This window comes from Campylobacter ureolyticus ACS-301-V-Sch3b (assembly GCF_000413435.1).
Taxonomy (GTDB): Bacteria; Campylobacterota; Campylobacteria; order Campylobacterales; family Campylobacteraceae; genus Campylobacter_B; species Campylobacter_B ureolyticus_A.
In genome coordinates, this window is the sequence record NZ_KE340326.1 from 583,325 (window position 1) to 605,982 (window position 22,658).

20 protein-coding genes and 3 tRNA genes are annotated in these 22,658 nt (G+C 30.9%); 10 read left to right on the top strand and 13 right to left on the bottom strand.

Going from position 1 to position 22,658, the window contains the following annotated elements:
* Positions 1–155: 155 nt before the first annotated feature.
* Positions 156–232, bottom strand: a tRNA-Ile gene (locus HMPREF9309_RS02960).
* Positions 233–414: 182 nt separating this feature from the next.
* Between HMPREF9309_RS02960 and HMPREF9309_RS02965 the strand changes: the two genes are divergently transcribed.
* The 3 genes from HMPREF9309_RS02965 to infC all read left to right on the top strand — a co-directional run bounded on the left by HMPREF9309_RS02965 (position 415) and on the right by infC (position 4,071).
* The gene (locus tag HMPREF9309_RS02965; protein ID WP_016646447.1) at positions 415–1,611 is read left to right on the top strand and encodes a replication-associated recombination protein A; all 1,197 of its coding nucleotides are present in this window, start codon (positions 415–417) and stop codon (positions 1,609–1,611) included.
* A 124-nt stretch (positions 1,612–1,735) separates the two neighbouring features.
* On the top strand, positions 1,736–3,559 hold the full coding sequence (thrS, locus tag HMPREF9309_RS02970) for a threonine--tRNA ligase (RefSeq protein ID WP_016646448.1): 1,824 nt from the start codon (positions 1,736–1,738) through the stop codon (positions 3,557–3,559).
* Positions 3,556–4,071, top strand: coding sequence for a translation initiation factor IF-3 (gene infC, locus HMPREF9309_RS02975; RefSeq protein ID WP_034907669.1), 516 nt, complete (start codon positions 3,556–3,558; stop codon positions 4,069–4,071). The genes thrS and infC overlap by 4 nt, the downstream gene beginning before the upstream one ends.
* A gap of 181 nt (positions 4,072–4,252) precedes the next feature.
* Here infC and HMPREF9309_RS02980 read toward each other — a convergent pair.
* Positions 4,253–4,327 (bottom strand) — tRNA-Glu (locus HMPREF9309_RS02980).
* Positions 4,328–4,386: 59 nt separating this feature from the next.
* Here HMPREF9309_RS02980 and HMPREF9309_RS02985 point away from each other — a divergent pair.
* From HMPREF9309_RS02985 to HMPREF9309_RS03000, 4 genes are read left to right on the top strand one after another with little or no spacing between them, the layout of a single operon-like run.
* Positions 4,387–4,851 carry a hypothetical protein gene (locus HMPREF9309_RS02985; RefSeq protein WP_016646450.1) on the top strand — a complete coding sequence of 155 codons (465 nt, stop codon included), beginning with the start codon at positions 4,387–4,389 and terminating at the stop codon, positions 4,849–4,851.
* Positions 4,848–5,687: a deoxyribonuclease IV gene (gene nfo / locus HMPREF9309_RS02990; RefSeq protein WP_016646451.1), complete on the top strand. Its 840-nt coding sequence runs from the start codon at positions 4,848–4,850 to the stop codon at positions 5,685–5,687. The genes HMPREF9309_RS02985 and nfo overlap by 4 nt, the downstream gene beginning before the upstream one ends.
* Before the next feature lie 31 nt (positions 5,688–5,718).
* Positions 5,719–7,428: an ATP-binding protein gene (locus HMPREF9309_RS02995; protein WP_016646452.1), complete on the top strand. Its 1,710-nt coding sequence runs from the start codon at positions 5,719–5,721 to the stop codon at positions 7,426–7,428.
* Between the two features lie 48 nt (positions 7,429–7,476).
* Positions 7,477–8,085: a nitroreductase family protein gene (locus HMPREF9309_RS03000; protein ID WP_016646453.1), complete on the top strand. Its 609-nt coding sequence runs from the start codon at positions 7,477–7,479 to the stop codon at positions 8,083–8,085.
* A gap of 265 nt (positions 8,086–8,350) precedes the next feature.
* Here the strand turns inward: HMPREF9309_RS03000 and HMPREF9309_RS03005 are convergent.
* From HMPREF9309_RS03005 to HMPREF9309_RS03055, 11 genes are all read right to left on the bottom strand, one after another.
* Positions 8,351–8,426, bottom strand: a tRNA-Val gene (locus HMPREF9309_RS03005).
* Positions 8,427–8,543: 117 nt separating this feature from the next.
* Positions 8,544–9,740, bottom strand: a complete 1,197-nt coding sequence (gene nhaA, locus HMPREF9309_RS03010) for a Na+/H+ antiporter NhaA (RefSeq protein ID WP_016646454.1) — start codon at positions 9,738–9,740, stop codon at positions 8,544–8,546.
* A 157-nt stretch (positions 9,741–9,897) separates the two neighbouring features.
* Positions 9,898–10,464 (bottom strand): superoxide dismutase family protein, encoded by a 567-nt coding sequence (locus tag HMPREF9309_RS03015; protein ID WP_016646455.1) that lies wholly within the window; start codon positions 10,462–10,464, stop codon positions 9,898–9,900.
* 61 nt (positions 10,465–10,525) lie between these two features.
* Positions 10,526–11,836 carry a C4-dicarboxylate transporter DcuC gene (dcuC, locus tag HMPREF9309_RS03020; RefSeq protein WP_016646456.1) on the bottom strand — a complete coding sequence of 437 codons (1,311 nt, stop codon included), beginning with the start codon at positions 11,834–11,836 and terminating at the stop codon, positions 10,526–10,528.
* 9 nt (positions 11,837–11,845) lie between these two features.
* Positions 11,846–12,541, bottom strand: coding sequence for a dipeptidase PepE (pepE, locus tag HMPREF9309_RS03025; protein ID WP_016646457.1), 696 nt, complete (start codon positions 12,539–12,541; stop codon positions 11,846–11,848).
* 11 nt (positions 12,542–12,552) lie between these two features.
* Positions 12,553–13,875, bottom strand: a complete 1,323-nt coding sequence (locus HMPREF9309_RS03030) for an amidohydrolase (RefSeq protein ID WP_016646458.1) — start codon at positions 13,873–13,875, stop codon at positions 12,553–12,555.
* Positions 13,876–13,885: 10 nt separating this feature from the next.
* Positions 13,886–14,923 (bottom strand): type II asparaginase, encoded by a 1,038-nt coding sequence (locus HMPREF9309_RS03035; protein WP_016646459.1) that lies wholly within the window; start codon positions 14,921–14,923, stop codon positions 13,886–13,888.
* Between the two features lie 181 nt (positions 14,924–15,104).
* A complete protein-coding gene (aroC, locus tag HMPREF9309_RS03040) occupies positions 15,105–16,205 on the bottom strand; it encodes a chorismate synthase (protein ID WP_016646460.1) in 1,101 nt (366 codons plus the stop codon).
* Complete coding sequence (gene rnc, locus HMPREF9309_RS03045; RefSeq protein ID WP_016646461.1) at positions 16,202–16,879, bottom strand: ribonuclease III; 678 nt, start codon at positions 16,877–16,879, stop codon at positions 16,202–16,204. The genes aroC and rnc overlap by 4 nt, the downstream gene beginning before the upstream one ends.
* 3 nt (positions 16,880–16,882) lie before the next feature.
* Positions 16,883–17,320 (bottom strand): ribonuclease HI, encoded by a 438-nt coding sequence (gene rnhA / locus HMPREF9309_RS03050; RefSeq protein WP_016646462.1) that lies wholly within the window; start codon positions 17,318–17,320, stop codon positions 16,883–16,885.
* Positions 17,298–18,317 carry a tetratricopeptide repeat protein gene (locus HMPREF9309_RS03055; RefSeq protein WP_016646463.1) on the bottom strand — a complete coding sequence of 340 codons (1,020 nt, stop codon included), beginning with the start codon at positions 18,315–18,317 and terminating at the stop codon, positions 17,298–17,300. Before HMPREF9309_RS03055 ends, rnhA begins: the two co-directional genes overlap by 23 nt.
* A gap of 58 nt (positions 18,318–18,375) precedes the next feature.
* On the opposite strand from HMPREF9309_RS03055, the gene dnaG reads away from it, so the two are divergent.
* The 3 genes from dnaG (at position 18,376) to dcuC (HMPREF9309_RS03070) (ending at position 22,598) form a co-directional block, all read left to right on the top strand.
* On the top strand, positions 18,376–20,025 hold the full coding sequence (dnaG, locus tag HMPREF9309_RS03060) for a DNA primase (protein ID WP_016646464.1): 1,650 nt from the start codon (positions 18,376–18,378) through the stop codon (positions 20,023–20,025).
* Positions 20,022–21,008: an argininosuccinate synthase domain-containing protein gene (locus HMPREF9309_RS03065; RefSeq protein WP_016646465.1), complete on the top strand. Its 987-nt coding sequence runs from the start codon at positions 20,022–20,024 to the stop codon at positions 21,006–21,008. Before dnaG ends, HMPREF9309_RS03065 begins: the two co-directional genes overlap by 4 nt.
* A gap of 279 nt (positions 21,009–21,287) precedes the next feature.
* Positions 21,288–22,598 carry a C4-dicarboxylate transporter DcuC gene (dcuC, locus tag HMPREF9309_RS03070; protein ID WP_016646466.1) on the top strand — a complete coding sequence of 437 codons (1,311 nt, stop codon included), beginning with the start codon at positions 21,288–21,290 and terminating at the stop codon, positions 22,596–22,598.
* Positions 22,599–22,658 lie beyond the last annotated feature (60 nt).

The window sequence follows — 22,658 nt, forward strand, 5'->3', positions numbered from 1 at the left end:
GGAAATTATATTTTAGGTAACTTTTTTGGTAACTAAATTTCATTAATTAAGTTAAATAATTTTAAACTAATACTGCTTAATATTTTCTTAAAATACCTAAAAATCGTGGTTAATAAAGTAGAAATGAATTGATATGAATGTTTAAGAATAAGAAATGGTGGGTTCACTAGGACTCGAACCTAGGACCATCCGGTTATGAGCCGGATGCTCTAACCAACTGAGCTATGAACCCACTTGTAAAATAAAGAATTGTAATTATACACAATTAAAACTTTAATTTTCCTAAAATTTCGTATTTATTTAAAATTATCATCATAGCAGCCAAAAAATTTAAAAATTGCAATATCTTAAAATGCTAAGAAAGTATAAATTTCAAATTTGATATAATAAAACATATCTGAATTTAGGAATTTTATGAACTTAGCACTTGATTTTAGGCCAAAAAACATAGATGAAATTTGCGGACAAAAACATATAATAGCCAAAGATAAAGCTCTTTATGCTTTGATAAAATCTGGTAAAATTCCGCATATTATGTTGTTTGGACCAGCAGGAAGTGGAAAAACAACTCTTGCAAAAGTTATAGCAAATGAGCTTGATACAAGTTTTTATGAACTTGATGGAAGTAGTTTAAAAGTTGAAGATATTAGAAAAATATTAAATTTGCATAAAAACTCACTTATTAAACCAATTATTTTTATAGATGAGGTTCATCGCCTTTCTAAAACACAGCAAGAAATCTTGCTTATACCAATGGAAAACAGTGAAGCAACAATAATTGGTGCCAGTACAGAAAACCCATACTTTGTGCTAAGCAGTGGAATTAGATCTAGGTCTATGCTTTTTGAATTTAAACCCCTAACAAGTAGTGATTTAGATGAACTTTTGCAAAGAGTGCAAAATAAACTTAAATTTAGTATTGAAAATGATGCAAAAACTTATCTCTTAAACTCAAGTGGAGGAGATGCAAGAGCAATGCTTAATTTGCTTGATTTTGCGTTAGAAATTTCAAAAAATATCACCTTAAAAACATTAAAAGAGTTAAGAGCTTTTCCATTAAAAGATGGCGTTAGTAGTGATGATACGCACTATAATCTAGCAAGTGCTTTGATAAAAAGCTTAAGGGGGAGTGATATTGATGCTAGTATTTACTATCTTGCAAGGCTTATTGATGGTGGTGAAAGTGCTGATTTTATCGCAAGACGCCTTGTTATTTTTGCAAGTGAAGATATATCAAATGCAAATCCAAGTGCATTAAATTTGGCCACAAATACGCTTTTAGCTGTTTCAAAGATAGGATATCCTGAGGCTAGGATAATTTTATCTCAATGTGTTGTATATTTGGCTAGTTCTCCAAAGTCAAACTCAAGCTATAAAGCGATAAATGAAGCTTTAAAATATATTAAAAACAACCCCAAATTAAATGTTCCAAGATATCTTATAAACACAGATCCAGCTATAAAGAACTATCTATATCCGCATGATTTTGGTGGATTTGTGGAGCAAGACTATCTAGAAATTCCACTTAAATTTTACTTCGCAAATGACATTGGTTTTGAAAAAACTCTAAATTTGTGGCATAAAAAAGTTACGAAAAAATTAAATGATTAACAAAAGGTAAAAATGTAGGAGTTTAAATAACAACTTTAAGTTAAACTTAAATCATAATAAGCTAGAATAATAGTTGTTCTTTTATCGTAAAAAAGACAAATCGGTAAATTTAAAAGGAAGAAAAATGAGCGATATTATCGCATATAAATTAAATGGAAATATTATAGACACTCTTAGTGTGGATGAAAACGAAAAAGGCTTAGAGCCAATATATTTTGACAACTCAACAGAAGCATTAGAGGTTATTAGACACTCCTGTGCTCATCTTATGGCAGAAGCCATTTTAGAGCTTTATCCAGATGCAAAATTTTTTGTAGGACCAGCTATTGAAGATGGATTTTACTATGATTTTAGAGCTTTTAAAGAAGATGGTAGCAAAATTGGTGAAGCTGATTTAAAAGAAATAGAAAAAAAGATGAAAAGCCTTATCGAAAAAAAGGCTGATTTTATAAAAACAAACTCAACAAAAACTGAGGTTAGCGCTAAATTTAAAGGTGATGATTTAAAACAAGAAGTTTTAAAAAGAATACCTGATGGCGTTGTAAGTATTTATTCACAAGGCAAATTTGAAGATATTTGTAGAGGACCACATGTTCCAAATACAAAATATTTAAGATTTTTTAAACTAACCAGAGTTGCTGGTGCATATTTGGGTGGTGATGAAAAACGTGAAATGCTTACAAGAATTTATGGGGTTGCATTTGCCGATAAAGAAAGCTTAAATGAGCATTTAAAAATGCTTGAAGAAGCAAAAAAGAGAGATCATAGAAAACTTGGCAATGAAATGAAGCTTTTCACATTCGATGAAGAGGTTGGAGCTGGGCTTGCTATATGGCTTCCAAATGGTGCAAGAATGCGCTCAAAACTTGAAAAAGCTTTGTTTAAAATTCATAGAGATAGGGGCTATGAGCCAGTTAGAGGACCAGAAATTTTAAAAGCTGATGCTTGGAAAACCTCAGGTCATTACGATAACTATAGAGAAAATATGTATTTTACTAAAATTGATGAACAAGAATATGGGATAAAGCCTATGAATTGCGTAGGACATATCAAAGTTTATCAAAGTGAAATTAGGTCTTATCGTGATTTACCACTTAAATTTTTTGAATACGGAGTAGTTCATAGGCATGAAAAAAGTGGCGTTATGCATGGACTTTTTAGAGTTAGAGAATTTACTCAAGATGATGCTCATATATTTTGTGCTCCAAATCAAATAAAAGAAAATGTGCTTGAAATTTTAAATTTTGTTGAAAATATAATGAAAACTTTCAATTTTGATTATGAAATGGAAATCTCAACTAGGCCAGATAAGGCAATAGGTGATGAAAAAGTATGGGAAGTAGCAACAAACGCATTAAAAGAAGCACTTGATGAAAATGGCTATAAATACGGCATAGATGAAGGTGGTGGTGCATTTTATGGACCAAAAATTGATATTAAAATAACCGATGCTTTAAAAAGAAAATGGCAGTGCGGAACAATTCAAGTTGATTTTAATTTGCCTGAAAGATTTGATTTAGCATATATTGATGAAAATAATGAAAAAAAGCGCCCTGTAATGCTTCATAGGGCAATTTTAGGAAGCTTTGAAAGATTTATAGGAATTTTAATTGAGCATACTGCAGGTGAGCTTCCATTTTTTATAGCACCAACTGGCGTGGCAATAGTTCCTATAAGTGATAAGCATTTTGATTATGCGAAAAAAATAGCTTTAGAGCTTAGAAAACTTGAAGTTGATAGTGAAATTTTAAGTAAAAATGAAACTTTAAATAAAAGAATAAGAACAGCTGAGAAGGCTCACATTCCTTATATTTTAGTAATAGGCGATGAAGAAGTTGAAAAAAATAGTGTTGCTCTTAGAGATAGAAGAGCTAGAACTCAAAGCAATTTAAGCTTTGATGAGTTTATTAAATTTATAAAGGAAAAACTTGATGAGGTGCACTTTTGAGTAAGGAAAAGATGGTTTATCTAAATGAGGATATTCGTGCAAAAGAGGTTAGATGTGTTGGAGATGATGGCGAGAATTACGGAGTCATATCAAAAGATGAGGCTTTAGACTTAGCAAACAAACAAGGTCTCGATTTAGTGCTAATAGCTCCTGATGCAAAACCGCCAGTTTGTAAGATTATGGATTATGGTAAATTTAGATACCAGCAAGAAAAAAAGCAAAAAGAAGCTAAGAAAAGGCAAAAAGTTATTGAGATTAAAGAGATAAAACTATCGGCTAAAATAGCACAAAATGATATAAACTATAAGATAAAGCACGCTATGAACTTTTTAGAGGGTGGAAAGCATGTTAGATTTCGCGTATTTTTAAAAGGACGAGAGATGGCAAACCCTGAAGTTGGTGTTGAGCTTTTAAACGATGTTTACAACTCAATAAGCGATGTTTGTGATAAAGACAGCGAGCCAAAATTTGAAGGAAGATACGTAAATATGCTTGTTGTTCCTAAAAAATAAGCCTTTAAAAAAGGCTTATTTTTATCTTTACACAATAAATAATATGATGCTAAAAGCTACTTTATATTGTTTATTTTTTTAGGGTTTGGTATATGTTTTTATAAAAATATGATTATTATTAATTGTATGGAATTTCTTAGAGTATTTTAATTTTTAAATATTTTGATAAGTTGGGATTAAATGGTGACCCCTACGAGAATTGAACTCGTGTTACCGCCGTGAAAGGGCGATGTCCTAACCGCTAGACGAAGGGGCCACGCTTTAAAATAAATGAAATATGATTATACTTTAGTTTAACTTAAAGGCTACTTAAAAATGAATAAAATTTTAAAAATATTTTTTCTAATTTACATTATTGTGTTTGGTGGATGTGTCACAAAAAATTTCATTAAACAAAACGGCGTTTTTTTTACTATGGTTAGTCCAGATTTTAAATTTAGCGATGCAGGTTTTATCAAAACTAGCAATAAATCGACTGAGTTTCAAATTTACAGCAGTGGTGTTAATATATTAAAAATTAATATAAAAGATAAAATTTGTTATAACGGCGTTTGTAAAGATGAGATAGAATTTAACAAAAGTTTTTTAAAAATGCCGTATTATAAAGGCTTTTTTGCTGAAATTTTAGGCAAAAAACCTATTTATAATGGAAGAGATTTGGTTAAAACAGATTGTGGATTTGATCAAAATTTAAGTAATATAACTTATCAAATTTGTGATAATAAAGTCTATTTTAAAAACCAAAAAGGCGTAAAAATAGTAATTAAGGAGATTAATTGAAAAAAATAGGAGCTCACGTAAGTGCAGCTGGTGGAGTAGAAAATGCACCTTTAAATGCTCTTACTATAGGAGCTGATGCCTTTGCCTTATTTGTAAAAAATCAAAGACAATGGAGTGCAAAAGCCCTTGAGGTTGAAAGTATAAATAAATTTGATGAGAATTTAAAACTTGCAAATATTAAAAAAGAACATATTTTACCACATAATAGCTATCTTATAAATTTGGGTCATCCAGATGCTGAAAAAAGAAAAAAATCAATTAATGCTTTTATAGATGAGATTAGTAGAGCAAATTTACTTGGATTAAAGATGATAAATTTTCATCCAGGCTCACACTTAAGAGAAATTTCAGAAAATGAATGTTTAGAAAATATTTCAAATTCTATAAATTTTATTATTGCAAATACAAGCGATGTTAAGCTAGTCATTGAAAATACAGCTGGGCAGGGTTCAAATTTGGGATATAAGCTCGAACACCTAGCGTATTTAATAGATAAAACACAAAACAAACAAAGAATTGGCGTTTGTATTGATACTTGTCATTTCTTTGCTGGCGGGTATGATATTCGTTCAAAAGAAAATTATAAAAAAACAATGAGTGAGTTCGATAGGCTGGTTGGATATAAGTATCTAAGCGGCATGCATTTAAATGATAGTAAAAATAGTCTTGGTGTAAAAAAAGATCGTCATGAAAGTATTGGAAAAGGTACTTTGGGGCTTGAGGCATTTGAAAATATCATGAGAGATGAAAACATAGATGAAATTCCTCTTATTTTAGAGACTATAAATCCTGAAATTTGGGCTGATGAAATAAAACTTTTAAGACAAATGTGCTAAAATTTAAATTCAAACAAATAAAAGGAAAAATTTGAAATATTTAATGGATTTTTTGCAAAAACCTGCTTCAAAAACTCAGATTTATTCTTTATTAAAGCTTAATGAAAATGAGGCAAGGATACTTCAGTTTTTGACAAAAAGCTATATTGAAGGCTCGCCGATAAATAGTGTTTTTAGTGTCTTATCAACTGCCTTTGAGGAAAGTGGTTATGGTTTTTTAATATATCTTGATGATATAAAAAATTTATTAAATTTAGGATATATCACACAAAATATTAATATATTTTCAAAAAGCAAACAAAACACAAAACTATCACTTTTGCATAGTGAAATCGAATTAAGCGAATATTTTTTGTCTGTTTTAGAGTGTGGCATAACTAAAACAACACTCCCTGAAATAACCAAATACGATGATGAGCTTAAATATTTAGAAGATCAGTTTTTACTCGTGAATTTATATAAAAAAAAGTTAAATTCACAAAGTAAAGACATAAGAACAAAACTTGATGAAAAAATAGAAAAACTTACAAATATAATCACTCAAAGAGTAAATTTAACTAAGATAAATTTAAGCGTTGAACAGCTTTTTAAAAAATATTCATTAAGCCAAGAAGAAAAAATCATATTTTTAGTGCTTTTAAAAGAGGAATATTCAAACGAGGATGAAATATTAAGAGATTCTAATACTCTTATTTCAATGATTAGCAAAGATGAGATGCACAAGTTAAAAAATAGAACCTTGTTAGAAGAAAATGCAAAATTAATGAGTTTGGGACTGATAGATTATGATGAAATTTTAGGAGCTACTTCTATAAATAAAAGCTATTTTATTTGTGAAGATGTGCTTTATAGCATAATGCATCCACAAAAAAATGATAAAAAAACAAAAAAAGCAATGCTTGAAAATATAGTAAAAGAAAGCGAAATTTTTGAGCTTATCGAGCCAAATACTGACATCGATGATGTTGTTTTAAATCCAAAAATTAAAGAAGTTTTAAATTCTATTTTAAAACAACTTGATAAAGATGTTATAAATAAACTTAGTAGTTGGGGCATAAAGACAAAAAAAGGAATCGATGCTAAAATTATTTTTTACGGACCTGCTGGAACTGGCAAAACAATGAGTGCTTTAAGTTTAGCAAAAAGCTTAAAAAAGCAAGTTTTAAGTTTTGATTGTTCAAAAATTTTATCAAAATATGTTGGCGAAAGCGAGCAAAATGTAAGGAAAATTTTTGATACTTACAAAAGCATTTGTAAAGAGGCGAAAATTGAGCCTGTGCTTTTGCTAAATGAAGCGGACCAGTTTTTATCAAGTAGAATGGAAAGTGGAACAAGTAGTGCTGATAAAATGCACAATCAAATGCAAAATATTTTTTTAGAGCAAATTGAGAGATTTGAAGGTGTTTTAATAGCTACAACAAATTTCTTACAAAGCTTAGATAGTGCTTTTTCAAGAAGATTTGATTTCAAAATAGAATTTAAAAAACCAAATTTTAATGAAAGGCTTATAATTTGGCAAAAAATAATGCCAGAAAATGCAAATTTTGAAGAAAATTTTAGCTTTAATGAGCTTGCTAAATTTGAACTAAGTGGTGCGCAAATAACTCTTGTTTTAAAAAATACGGCATTAAAGGTGGCTGTTAGAGACGATGATGTTTTTACCTTGAGAGATTTTATTGATGAGATTAAAAAAGAACAAATTTCAGCTTTTGATAGCGATAAAAAAGTAGGTTTATTGTAAATTTAAAAAAATAAATGAAAATAGTAAAATTCGTAAAAAGGAGAAAATATGGAATATATAGAAAATATTATGCAAAATAGATATTCATGCAGAAATTTTAAAGATGAAAAGATAAAAGATGGAGTTATAAATGAAATTTTAGACCTTACTCGTCTAACTCCAAGCTCTTTGGCACTTGAGCCGTGGAAATTTGTAGTTATATCAAAAGATGATGATATTAAAAAAATGGGTGAAATTTGTCTTAACCAGCCACAAGTATCAAGTTGCTCCCATGTAGTTGTCATAACTGCTAGGACTGATTTGCAAAGCAAAGATGAGTATTTAAAACACATTGTTTATAGCAAAAATAAAGGCGAGGATAAGGCAATTAAATTTTTAAAAATGGTTTCATCAAAAACTGATTTAATGACTAAGGATGAACTTTTTAATTATGCATCACTTCAGTGCTATATGGCTTTGGCAAATTTGGTAAATATTGCTTATTCAAAAAGAGTTAAAAGTTGCATAATAGGCGGATTTGACAAAGAAAAATTAACTAAATTTTTAAATTTACCAAATGAGCTTAGGCCTTGTATTGTTGTAGCTTTAGGTTTAAGCGATGAAAAAAGTACTCCAAAAATTAGACAAAGTTTAGATGAAGTTGTTGTTTGGAGATAAAATAAAATTTTTCAAGGTACCTTTTGGTACCTTGCTTGGTTATTGTAGTAATGAAAATTTTAATATTTTTCTTTCCAAGGATGCTTTAAAATCACTAAAATGTAGATATCATATTTTAAAATTTCAAAAAGCATCACATTTTTTATAAATAAGTTTCCTTATAAGTTCATTATTTTATGCTTGGCGCTTTTAATTTGCAGCTAATTTTTTAGCTTTAAATTTTTTTCTTTAAATTAAAACAATATGGATAATTAAGGATAGGTAGTGGTGGCCTCGATTGGACTTGAACCAACGACCACCACCATGTCAAGGTGGTGCTCTACCAACTGAGCTACGAGACCATAAATTTTAAGCCAAGATTATATCAAGTTATTATAAATTTGAACTTTAAAATCTATCTTTGCTTATTTTAACTAAAAAAAATAGTTAAAATTTGAGTGTACTGATAACACTCAAATTTAATTTTTTGCTTTTTTTGGACTTCCGTCTGGGTTGTTGCCAACTATTTTGGCAGCAAAATATCCAACTACACCTGAGACTAAAGAGCCACATAAAATAGCCAACTTGTCAGTTCCGTGGTAAAGAAGAATTGAATTTTCTCCGTATGCTAGTCCATCAACAAATAAGCTCATTGTAAAGCCAATACCACAAATTATGGCTATAGCATAGAGTTGTTTCCAGTTTGCTTTTTCAGGCATATAGGCAAAGCCTGCTTTTATAATAATAAAACTAAATAAAAATATTCCTATCTGTTTTCCTACAAAAAGTCCTAGGAAAATTCCCATAGGAACTGTTCCAAAAATATGACTTGCATCAAGTCCGTGCATGCTAACTCCAGCATTTACAAAAGCAAAAAGAGGAAGTATTATGTAATTTACTGGTAGTCCTAAGATTTGCTCCATTTCTTTTGACATTGAGTTACCTTTTTTTGTATAAAGAGGTATGGTAAATGCTGCTACAACGCCTGCAATACTTGCGTGAATGCCTGAGTTTAAGACAAAAAACCAAAGGATTAGTGAAAGAACTACATACGGTGTTTTGCTGCTAACTCCAATTCTATTTATAAAAATTAAAACTCCAACTAGCACAAAAGAAAGTAAAAGGTATAAAAAGCTTAAATCCCCTGTATAAAAAAGTGCAATTATAACAATAGCGCACAAGTCATCCATTATGGCTAGAGTTAAAACAAATATTTTAAGGCTTGATGGAATTCTTCTTCCAAGAAGTGCTAAAACTCCAACCGCAAAGGCAATATCAGTTGCTGTTGGTATAGCCCAACCATGGATAGCATGATTTTGTGCATTTAAATTTATTATAACAAATACTAATGCAGGAACTATAACTCCACCAAGAGCTGCAAAAACAGGAAGTAAAACTTGAGAAAAATGTTTTAGTTGTCCTTCTAACATCTCTCTTTTTAGTTCAAGCCCAATTGCAAAGAAAAATAAAGCCATCAAAGCATCATTTATCCAAAAGTGCATACTTCCTAAGATGTTAAAAGATGGTATTGTAAAAGGGGTAAAATGAACAAACCAATTATAAAGTTTATCAAGACCTGGGATATTTGCAAAAACAAGCGCTAAAAATGCCGCAAATAGTAGTAGCATCCCAGCTCCGCTTTCTGAGGAGATTAATCTGTCTATAAGTTTTTTCATCAATAAGCCTTTTAATTGTATTTAATGTTACATTTTAATAGATAAAAGCCTAAAATACAATAAATTGAAGAAGTTTTAAAAGTTTTTTTATATAAGTATAACATTTAGTAACAAAAAGCATAAAGCACTATGATGCTTTATGCTTGCAATTTATAAGTTATTTAATAACACCACAAATCATTCTTGCGCCGCCACCGCCAAGTTTAGCAGGGTTATCGCTATGGTTATCTCCACCTACATGAACCATTATAGAATGACCTTTAAGTTCATCTATGTTTTTGATTTTTGGAGCTAAAACAGGATAGTTTGCAACTCCATTTTTATCAACATAAAGAGCTGGTAAATCACCCTTATGACCGCTGTCATCCCATGTAAATGAGTGTTTTTTTGTATCATTTGGATCCCAGTGGCCGCCAGCTTTCATACCAAGACCTTTATCTGTTGCACCGCAATCAGCATTTACATGAATGTGAAATCCGTGCATTCCACCTTCGCCTAAGCCACTCATATTTGGAAATAGAGCAACTCCGTAGTTTGTATTTATAGCTACAACTTCACCAACTTTTTTATCTGCTTTTTCACCAAGCATATTCATCTCAACAACAATGTGCTCAACACTTTTTGGATTAAACTCATTTATCATATTTGCATCGCTATCATGATTAAGCTCATTTGCAAAAAGCATGGTTGAAGCCACAAGGCTTGCTAAAATAATTTTTTTCATTTTTTCTCCTTATTTTTTAATTTAATAGATTTTATCATTAAATAATTAACAAATAGTTCAACTATAAAATGAAAAATGCAATTACAACTATTGATATAAACATTCCAAGAGCAGTTCTTTTAGCAAGTTCAACTGGATTTGCTAGAGCTAAACCCGCACAAACTATGCAAGCTCCTGCAATTGGTGAACTTCCTCTACCAAGTGCTCCTGCAATTGATGCTGCCATACCAAGTTTGTCTTGCTCAAAACCAAGCTGAATTGCTTGAGAGGTAATTGCTTCATTAAATGCAAAAGTTGCCGCATCACCAGAACCTGTTATGATTCCCATAAGGTAAGGTATAAAGGTTCCACCAAATTTTACATAATTTTGTTCGCTTTTTAAAAGTTCGATTATAAAATCAATTGCCCCACAAGCTGTAAGTCCTGCGACAAAAACTCCAGCTGCAATGATAATACCTATAACATTTGCATAAGCACTTCCCATTCCATTGAAAAATTCTTTTACGATAGTTTGAGGATTTGTCATGGTTACAAAAATTGATAAAACCCCACCTATAAGCATCGCTTCTGCGACTCCCATTTTTGTCCAAGCTAAAAATGGAACTTTGTTTAAGCTAGTTCCTCCAATTATTAAAATTATAAGCGGAACAAGAGGCATTAAAGCGTATAAATAATTTACTTTTAAATCTTTTGTATTTTTTTCTTCAATTCCAGTTTCTATAAGATAGTTTTTACCTTTTGAATAGTCTTTAAAAACAAATGCCATTAGTGTTATACATACCAAAACTATTCCTAATGCTACAAACGCACTTGGCATTTGAACCTTTATAACATCTTGAACTGTGTATCCTGCGTTACCACTTTTTACAACCATTTCTGTAACAAAGATATTGTGGGCATTTCCAGGACTCAAAACCGAGCCAAAAACTCCAGCAAAAACAGCAGCTCCAGCCATCGCAGGTCTAACTCCTGAAGCCATTAAAAGTGGTATTAATGTCGCTCCAACAGCGGCCGAACATCCAGCAGCTGATGGAATTGCTATATTTATCATATATGTTAAAAGTGTAACCATAGGAATAAGGAAAAAACCGATATTTCCAAGAGGTTTTGTAAGGGCATTTACAAGATGTTGATCGCATTTTGTGAATTTCATAACAAAAGCAAAACCCATTGAAGCACAAATTGCTTTTATAAGTCCAGCTTTTGTCATAGATGCGGTAAATGCGGTAAATGCATCCATTGGTTTAAAACAAAGCACACATAAAATAAGTCCAACACCAATTAACGCAGTTCTAGTTTCTACTTTCTTAATCAGCAAAACAATAACTGCAATTATTCCAACAATTGCGAGAATCAATCTTAAATCTTCCATAAAATATCCTTAAATTTTTATCTTTTCACCAAGTTTTACAGTGGCAACATCTTTTTTGTATTCAAATTTTAGTGCGTCGCAATGACCTATAAGTTCGGCCTCATTGCCATTTATTAAAAAACCAGTTCCCTCAGGTAGAGCATAAATTATCTCGTTTTGGTTTGCTATTAAAAACTCATTTAGCCTAGTTTCTCTACTTTCGCCATTATGTCCTTTTATCTGGCCGCTTATAAAGTGAGGATTTATTTGATATGGGAATAAATTTAATGTTTTAAAGCTTTTTGGCATAATGATAGGCATATCATTTGTTGTCATCATAGTTTTTCCAGCTATATTTGCTCCTGCACTCCAACCAAAATATTTTGTTCCATTTTTTACTGCATTTTGAATTTCTTCCAATAGGTCAAATTCATAAATTTTTGCCATTAACATAAATGTATTTCCACCACCAACGCAGATTGACTTTGCATTTTTTATAGCTTTTTTCATATCGCTGTAGCGGTGAATGCTTTTTATGTTTTGATTTTCTAATGCATCCCTAACTCTTTTTTCATATTCATCATTTGTTCGAGTAACTCCTGCAAATGGGATAAATAAAATTTCCTCATCCCAATCTTTGCCTAAAAACTCTTTTATCCAACCTTTTGAATGGTTTAAATATCCTGTATCTTTATAGCCTGATGCGCTTAAAAGTAAAGCTTTCATTTTTTTAATCCTTATTTATTTTCGTTTTTATTTATTGCATATGCGCTTCTTACAAAAACATCAATTCCAGCTAAAAGTGAGTCTTCATCAAAGTCAAATTTAGCATTATGGTGACCTGCTTTTAATGTTGTTCCTATCATTAAATATGAGCTTTTTCCACCTTGATTTTGAACTGCGTGCATAAAATGAGCAAAATCTTCACACGCTCCAAAGCTAAGCTCATTTTCTATTTTATCATTATCGATAAATGGACTTTGTTTAGCTGCGTTTTCATAAATTTGTGCAACTTCATAATCACTATCTCCACCACTTGTTCCGCCTGTGACTTTTACTTCGTATTTTACGCCATAAATTTCACTAACACCTTTAATTATTTTATCGCATTCGTTTTTCATAAACTCATTAAGCTCTGTTGTTTCACCTCTTGTTTCGCATGCAAGATAGGCATTTGGTGCAATTACGTTTCTTCCTTCTCCAGCTTTTAAAACACCTACATTTATGCGAGTGACACCTTTTGCATTTCGTGTGATTCCATGCATGTTAAGTGCCATTTGAGCAGCCGCTAAAAGTGCGTTATTTCCCTCTTGTGGTGCTCCTGCTGCGTGAGCTGATTTACCAGTTAAAATAACATCAAATTTAGTTGTTGCAAGAAGTTTGTCAGTTTTGCAAATTATACCTTTCATTGTAGTTGCTTGAAAGCCGATGTGTCCGCCAAGCAAATAATCCACACCTTTTACAACTCCTGCTTTTTCCATTGCTACAGCACCTCTTGTTCCCTCTTCTGCAGTTTGGAAAATAAATCTAAATTTTCCTTGAAATTTATCTAAATTTTCACTTATTAATTTTGCTGTAAAAAGTCCTATTGTGATATGTCCATCATGCCCACAAGCGTGAGTTATACCATCAATATCGGCTCTAAAGCCATCTTTGAAAGGACGGTGAGTTTCTTCTTTACACTCAGTTACATCAACACCATCAATATCAAATCTAAATGCTACAAGTTTGCCTGGTTTTTTGGTATCGATTTCTGCAACAAGTCCAGTTAGTCCATCTTCCATTTTGTCTAAATATTTAGCTTGCTCTTCATTTAAAAGAGTTCTTGCTCTTTTTAGATATTTTTCGCAATCTTCTTTTGAACCAAGACCTTGTCTTGCATCAGGATCTACAACTTCTCTTCCAAGTTTTACATCAAAGCCCATTTTAGCCATTTTATCAGCAATTACTGCCGTTGTAAAAAATGTAAACCAACCAGTTTCTGGGTGAGAGTGAAAATATCTTCTTGTTTTTACAATCTCATCTTTTAAATTAACTATTTTTTGTGAAATTTGATCCATTTTATCTCCTTTAATATGTTCTAAAGATTTCTCTTATTTTTTCTATTTCATTTGTTTTAGTTAGTGCAAGCATTAAAAGAATTCTTGCTTTTTGTGGATTAAGCGTATCAGCTGCAATAAAACCATATTTTTCGTCATATAGATTAACACCTGGACCCATATCTGTAGATCCACTCGCAACTCTGCTTGATCTGACGATAACCACACCTTTTTTCATAGCATTTACTAAAGCTTTTTCTACGCTTGGATAAAGGCTTCCGCTGCCCATTCCAGCAATAACTATGCCTTTTGCTCCATTTTCTACACAAAAATCAACCAAATCACCATTGTCTGTTGTGTGAGCATATAAAATATCAACTTTTGGAAGTTCTTTAAAATCTTCAGTTGAAAATTCGCTATTCGTAGTGTGTAATTTATCATCAAAATATTCAATCTTTCCATAATTTACAATGCCTATTTTACCGCTATTTGGTGAAGTAAAAGTAGCAACATTTGTGGTGTTTGACTTGGTAACTTCACGAGCTTTATGAATTTCATCATTCATTACAAGCAAGACACCTTTACCAAAACTTTTTTTGTTTGTAGCAACACTGACTGCATTGTAAATGTTCAAAGGACCATCAGCACTTATTGAAGTTGCTGCTCTCATAGCACCTACAAAAACAACAGGTTTATTGCTTTTAATCACTAGATTTAAAAAATATGCGCTTTCCTCAATACTATCAGTTCCATGAGTTATGATAACCCCGTCAGCGTTTTCATCATTTAAAATTTCATTTACACGCTTAGCAAGTTTTAGCCAAACATCATTATTCATATGATGAGAGCCTATGTTTGAAATTTGTTCACCTTTAATGTTTGCAATTTCATTTATTTTAGGAACTGCTGCAATTAATTTATCAACACCGATAGCACCTGATTTGTAAGCTCCACTTAACTCGTTATCTGCTCCACCGGCGATAGTTCCACCAGTTGCAAGTATGTAGACAGTTGGTTTTGCAAAAGCAACTAAGATCGAAATAAACATTAAGCAAAATATCTTTTTCATATTCTTTCCTTAGCTTGAGATCGGCTTTTTCATAGAAGGCATCTTTTATAAAAAAGCTATATTTGGAATTTTATCTTAATTTTTATATGAAATATCTTAAATAAATTTAAAAATATAAAATTAAATTTTAAATTTATTTATTTTTTATTTATTTAGTGATTTAGTTGTGTTAAATTTAGATTTAGCCATAAATTTTTTTAAGATTTTGTAAATTTGAACTTGTGTTTAATAGTAACATATCAGCCGTAACTAACCTTGCCATAGCAGTTGCAACTACACTTCCTCTAGTTCCAACGCAAGGATCGTGCCTTCCTTTGAGCTTACAAATTTCATCTTCTCCACTTAAATTTATAGTATTTTGTTCTAAAAAAATTGATGGTGTTGGTTTAAAATACGATTTTATTAAAATATCATTGCCGTTTGTAATGCCACCCAAAATTCCACCTGAATTATTTGTTAAAAAACCATTTTTTGAAATTTCATCATTGTTTTCATCGCCATAAATTTTGGCTGATTTTATTCCATTTCCAATTTCAACAGCTTTTACAGCATTTATCCCCATCATGGCAGCTGCTAATCTTGCATCGAATTTATCATATAAAACTTCCCCAAGTCCTATAGGTGAGTTTTTTATGATAGTTATAACTGAGGCTCCAACACTATTATGAGAGTTTTTGGCTTTTAATATTTCAGATTTAAACTCTTCATCAAAACCTTTAAAAAGTGAGAAAATTTCCGAAGTTTTAGCAAATTCAAAGTCTAAATTTCCTTTTTTAAACTCCTCGTTAAAATCGGCGTTAAAATTTATCCCTCCAACGCTAAAAACTCCACTTTCAACGCTTATTTTAAACTCATTTAAAAGCATTTGACAAAATGCCCCGCTAGCAACTCTTATCGCACTTTCTCTTGCGCTACTTCTGCCACCACCTCTATAATCTCTTATGCCGTATTTATGAAAATATGTGTAGTCTGCATGTCCTGGTCTAAAAATATCTTTTAAATTTCCATAGTCTTTGCTTTTTTGATCTTCGTTTTTTATAATAAAACCAATTGGAGTTCCAGTGCTAAGCCCTTCAAAAACTCCGCTTAAAACTTCTACTTTATCACTTTCTTTTCTTTTTGTAGCAAATTTTGAGCCAGGTTTTCTTTTATCAAGTTCATTTTGTAAAAAATCAAAATCTATCTTAACTCCAGCAGGAAAACCATCAAGTACGCCGCCAATTGCTATGCCATGGCTTTCTCCAAAAGTTGTAAGTCTAAGTTTTGCTCCAAAAGTATTCAAGCTCTTCCTTTTTTATGTAGAATTTCAATAGCTATTTTAGCAGCTTTTTGTTCGGCATCTTTTTTACTTTTTCCAACTGCTTCGCCATATTTTTCATCTCCTAAAAAAACACCTATTTTAAACTCTTTTTTGTGATCTGGTCCTTTTGAATCAAGTAGTATATAAGTAGGAATTAACCCTAAAATGCTTTGAGTTATTTCTTGAAGCTTTGTTTTATAGTCTTTTACAATCTCTTCAAGACTTATATGATGATACTCTTTTTCAAGTAAATTTAAAGCAATTTTGCTTGTTTTTTCAAAGCCTGTTTCTAAAAAAACAGCTCCTATGAGCGCTTCAAATGCATCAGATAAAAGCGAGTTTTTATTTCTTCCATTATTTCTTTCTTCAGCACTTGAAATTATAATGAAATCACCTAAATTTAAAGCTTTTGCCAGTTTTGCAAAGCTTGTTTCATTTACTAAAGCAGCTCTTAATTTTGATAAATCACCCTCGGGCGTATTTTTAAATTTTTCAAAAAGATATTTTGCAACTACAAGATCCATAACCGCATCACCTAAATACTCTAATCTTTCATTGCTATAAGGTTTATTTGAACTTTTGTGAGTAAGGGCTCTTTGCAAAAGGTCTAAATCTTGAAAGTTATAATTTAATTTTTTTTGTAATTTTTCTAGCATTTTTTATCCATTTTTTAGTTGTTCTTTTAGTTTTAGTGCTGCATTTCTTGCCATATCATCGCACTCTTCATTTTCTTTATGTCCAGCATGAGCTTTTACCCAAAATGCCGTTATTTGATGAGATTTTGAAAGAGACAAATACTCTTTCCACAGCTCAACATTTTTAACATTTTTAAAATTTTTTTTAACCCAGCCATCAAGCCATAAATTTATCGAGTTTGCAACATAGCTACTATCAGTAAAAAGCTCGATTTTGCAAGGCTCTTTTAGTGATTTTAAAGCTTTTAAAACTGCTGTTAATTCCATTTGGTTATTTGTAGTAAGCTCATTTGCTCCAAATTCTTTTTTTTCATGGTTTTTATACCTTAATATATATGCCCAGCCACCAATTCCAGGATTTCCAAGGCAAGATCCATCACTAAAAAGTAAGATTTGCTTCATTATCTTTTCTTATAATTTTTGGTAGAATTTGAATACTGTTTAAGGTATAGCAAACAGGGCATCTATAAAAAAATGATGGAAATGAGTTTTTACACTTACTGCACATAAATTTAAAACTTAAATCCGCGTCAAAAAAGCCTGAGTTTCGCATCGCTGAGATGGCATTTATCTCAAAAAATGAACTTTGTTTATACTCATTACTCAAAGCTTTGGCGTAAAATAAAGCTTTATATTCATCATCTTTTAAATTTATAGGTTCGTTTAAAAACCATATTATGTCAACTACATTTTTTAAAGGTGGAAATTTTTTGATTTTAGAAAGTGGTTCGTTCGTTTTAATAAAAAGTTCAAGTATAAAACGCTTTGTAAAATCAAATTCTATTTTTGAGATTTCTTTTATTTTTTTGTCAAATTTAAGGCTATTGTCGTTTGCGATAATTTGAGCTTTTATAAGAGCTAAGTTTTCATCCACATCAACACCTTGTTCTTTTAAAGCATCAAGTGCATCAAGCTCTTCATTATACATTTTTAGTTTTTCATAAATTACACTTAAAAGACGCAAAGCTTCTTCATTTCTTGGATTAAATTTTAAAATTTGCAAAAAGACATTTTCAGCTTTTTTTAAAAATCCTGCCTCAAAGTATGCTTTTGCTAAATTTAATAAAATAAAGTTTTTTTGAGCCTTTGTTTTTGCTTGTTCGAGTGCGATTAAATAGATATTTATAGCCCTTGAAAAATCTCCTGTTTTAGTAAAGACAAGCCCTAAAGCACTAAAAGTATCAATATCAAGATTAATAGATTTTAAAAGATCAATATGTTTTTGACTAAGTGAGCTTGAATCTTCAAATTTGCTAATGAAATTTTTAAGTTTTGTCTCTTCATCTTTTTTAGAAAAAATCGCCCAAACATAACTTGAAAATGCCACTACAAAAGCAACCGCAATCAGGATAATAAGTCCAAAAATAGGATCTCTGTAATCTATAAAAAAACTTTCCAAAAAACCTCTTTAAAAAAATTTAGCCTAATTATAACAAAGTTTTTGTATAATCTAGCTTATGATAAAACCTGAAAGCATCCAAAGACTTATTGAACAAACTGATATCGTAGATGTTGTTTCAAGATATGTAAATTTAAAAAGAAGTGGGCGAAATTTCGTAGGAATTTGCCCATTTCATGATGATAAAAATCCAAGTATGAGTGTAAGTCCAGAACTTAATATATATCACTGTTTTTCTTGCAAGGCTGGGGGAAATGCTGTAAATTTCATAAAAGAGTATGAAAAACTAAATTACCCAGAAGCTGTTGAAAAACTAGCCTCCATGCAAAATTTTACACTTGAATATACAGATGAAAAAAGTAATTTTAAAAAGCTTGATAAAGAGGCTTTAAGCATTGTAAAAGCTTACTATCAAAGTCTTTTATATCAAAACAAAGCTGCTATAAACTATCTTTATAGTAGAGGTTTTAACGATGAGTTGATTGCTAGATTTGAGCTAGGTTATGCTCCAAATTCGCAAAATACACTAAATTTACTTGCAAATGAAAAAATAGATCCAAAAGATACTATAAATTTGGGTATTGTAAAAGTAGGCGAGGGTGGAAATTTATATGCAAGTTTTATAGATAGGATAATTTTTACTATAAATAATCATGCAGGAAAAATTGTTGGTTTTGGAGGACGAACTATCACAAATCATCCAGCAAAATATGTAAATAGCCCACAAAGTTCTGTGTTTGATAAATCTCAAATTTTTTATGCTTATGATAAGGCAAAAGATGAAATTTACAAACTAAAAGAGATAATTATAACTGAGGGTTATATGGACACCATAATGCTTCATAAAGCTGGTCATAAAAATGCAGTTGCCGTACTTGGAACAGCTCTAACTCCAAAACATCTGCCACTTTTAAGAAGAAGTAATGCAAAAATAACTCTTTGTTTTGACGGCGATAGTGCTGGTATAAATGCAGCTTTTAAAAGTTCAAAACTTCTACTTCAAAACGATTTTGATACAAGTGTCGTTGTAATCCCAAAGGGTGCTGATCCAGCAGATTTGGTTCAAGCTGGAAATTTAAAAGAATTAGATAAAATTTTAAACTTAAAAACAGAAGCTGGTGAGTTTGTAATCCGTCAAATTGCAAATAAATTTGAGCTTCAAAGACCAGTTCAAAAACAACTTGCATTAGACGAAATAGTTAATTTTACAAAAACATTAAATCCAATAGTTGCTGATAGCTATAAAAGTTTGGTAAGTATGATTTTAGGAATATCAATAGATAGTTTTTCGCTTTCAAATTCTGGTAAAAATAGTATAAAAAGTATTCCAAATTTTGCTAAATTTGAGAAAAAAAAGGACTATTTGGAGCTTCAGATTATAAAAACCCTTTATTTGAATAAGGAGTTTTTCAATAAGTGCAAGGATATGTTTTTAGATGCTAAATTTCAAACTCATGAAGATGAATTTAAGGCCTTATTACATACTCAAAAAACCCCAGAAGATGAGATAATGCTAAGGGAAATAAGCATTGATATAAGCATCGATGAGTTTAAAAGCATTGATGAGCTTTCTGAAGCTTATAAAATTTTAATTATAAATACTTATGAAAATATGTTAAAAAAATTGAAAAATAGTGATTTGGAAAATAAACAAGAAGAAATCAAACAAATACAAAGAAGAATAATAAAGCTTAAAGGAGTAAAATGAAAGCATTAGCACTTTTTAGTGGCGGACTTGATAGTATGCTTGCTATAAAACTTATAACCTTGCAAGGCATTAAAGTAACGGCAATTTATATGGATATAGGATTTGGCGGCAAGGAAGATAAAAGCGAGCTTTTAAAAAAAAGGGCTAATATGGCAGGAGCTGATTTTAAAATCGTTGATATAAGAGATAAATATCTTCAAAATGTACTTTTAAATCCAAAATATGGCTATGGAAAGCACTTTAATCCCTGTATTGACTGTCACGCTTATATGTTTAAAACTGCTTTAAGTATGCTTAAAAGCCAAGATGCTAGCTTTTTAATCACGGGTGAAGTTTTAGGGCAGCGTCCGATGAGCCAAAGAAAAGAAGCTTTAAATCAAGTTTTAAGTTTATCAGGCGATGAAGATTTACTTATTTTAAGACCACTTTGTGCTAAGCTTTTAAAGCCAACAGCACCTGAAATAAATGGCTGGGTTGATAGAGAAAAGCTTCTCAGTATCAGCGGTCGTGGGCGTCATACTCAGTTAAATTTAGCTAAAGAGTTTGGTTTTGATGATTTTGAAAGTCCAGCTGGAGGATGCTTACTAACTCTTGATAATTATAGTAAAAAACTAACTGATGCATTAAATCATGAAGGGCTTGATACACCAAATGATTGTGAAATTTTAAAATTTGGAAGGCATTTAAGACTAGAAGGTGGAGCAAAGCTAATAATTGGCAAAGATGAAAATGATAATTTAAAACTAAAAAATATACGAAATGATAAATTTATAGAAATTAATTTGCCAAGTGGGATAGTTGGAGCGTATGTTTTAATAAGTAAGAACGCCTGTTTGGATGATAAAATTTTAGCAGCAAGATTTGCATTAACTTATTCAAAAGCAGATATTTCAAAAAACTATAAGATGATAGTTGGTGGTGATGAATTTAGTGTAAAAGCTTTTGAAAGCAAAGATAGGGCAAAAGAGTTTTTTGTTGGATAGATATAGTAAATTTTACATTAAATTTAATAAAGCTAAGCAGTAGTTTAGCATTTTAAATATTTTTGGATAAGCCCTTTAAGCCAAATTTATCAAAATAGTAAAAATATAAATATAAAAAGTATCTTAATATTATAGATGTGATATAAATTTATGTTTATAAAAAAAAGTATTTTTATTTAAGATATTAAAAATACTATTACACTTAAAAGATATAAAAATTTATTTAAATAAAATTTAAAATTTGCTAAAATTCCAAAAATTTCAAATTAAAGGAATATGATGGATACCTTAAGGCTTATTTTAGCACTTCTTGGCATTGTCGTTGTTGTTGTGCTTTTGGTTATGAAAAAAGAAACTAAAACCGTTTTAATAGGCGTTGGGCTAATTTTGTGCTTACTTTGTTTAAAGCCTATGAATGCGTTTGATGCATTTACTGAGTATATGACAAAAGCAGGACTTATAAAAGCAATTTGTGCCTCAATGGGTTTTGCATTTGTTATGAAATATACAAAATGTGATAAGCAGCTCGTTAATGCTTTGACTCTTCCTATGAAAAACATTGGCTTTTTGCTAATTCCATTTACTATGTTTTTAACTTATCTTATAAACATAGCTATTCCATCAGCTGCTGGATGTTCAGCTGCCGTTGGAGCGACATTGATACCACTTTTAATGGCTTCAGGTGTTAGACCAGCGATGGCTGGAGCAGCTGTTTTTGCTGGAACTTTTGGAGGTGTTTTAAGTCCAGGTTCAGCTCACAATATATTTATAACAGATATGGTAAAAGCTACAAATCCACTTTATACAGTTCAAGATGTTATAAAGGTACAGTTTCAAAGTGCTGTTATTTCTTTAGTTATAGTTTTAATTATGATTTCTATTATGGCGCTAATCTTAAAGGACTACTCAAAAGGAAAAAACTATCTTTTAGATGCAACAAATTCCAAAAGCACATCTGAAAATAGTGAAAAAATAAATCCACTTCATGCATTAATGCCAATTGTTCCACTTGTTATTTTGATAATTGGAGGAACTAGTTTAAATAAAATTTCATTTTTAACTTGGACAAAAATGGGTGTTGCAGAAGCGATGATTTTAGGAGCTGTTATAACTATAATTGTAACTCTTACAAATCCTGAAAAAATTACAAAAGAATTTTTTAATGGAATGGGAAATGCGTATGCAAATATTATCGGTATTATCATAGCAGCAGGAGTGTTTGTTGCAGGACTTTCTGCTTGTGGGGCAATTGATTTTGTTATAAGTTGGCTTAAAAATGACCAAAGTTTTGTTAAATTTGGTGGAACTTTCGTGCCATTTATAATGGGTGTTGTAACCGGCTCAGGCGATGCAGCAGCATTTGCTTTTAATCAAGCAGTAACAATACATGCAAATGATTTAGGTTTTGCACAAGATAAGCTTGGTATGGCAGCTGCTATTTCAGGTGCTCTTGGAAGAAGTGCTTCCCCAATAGCAGGAGCTTGCATAGTTTGTGCAGGACTTGCTGGAGTAAATCCTATAGAAATAGCTAAAAGAACAGCTCTTGGAATGTTTTTATCAGTTTGTGCGATAGCGTTTTTCGTCTTATAAAATTTAAAAAGTCTTAGATTTTCTAAGGCTTTACTCTTTGAATTTAGCAAATTTAAAGCG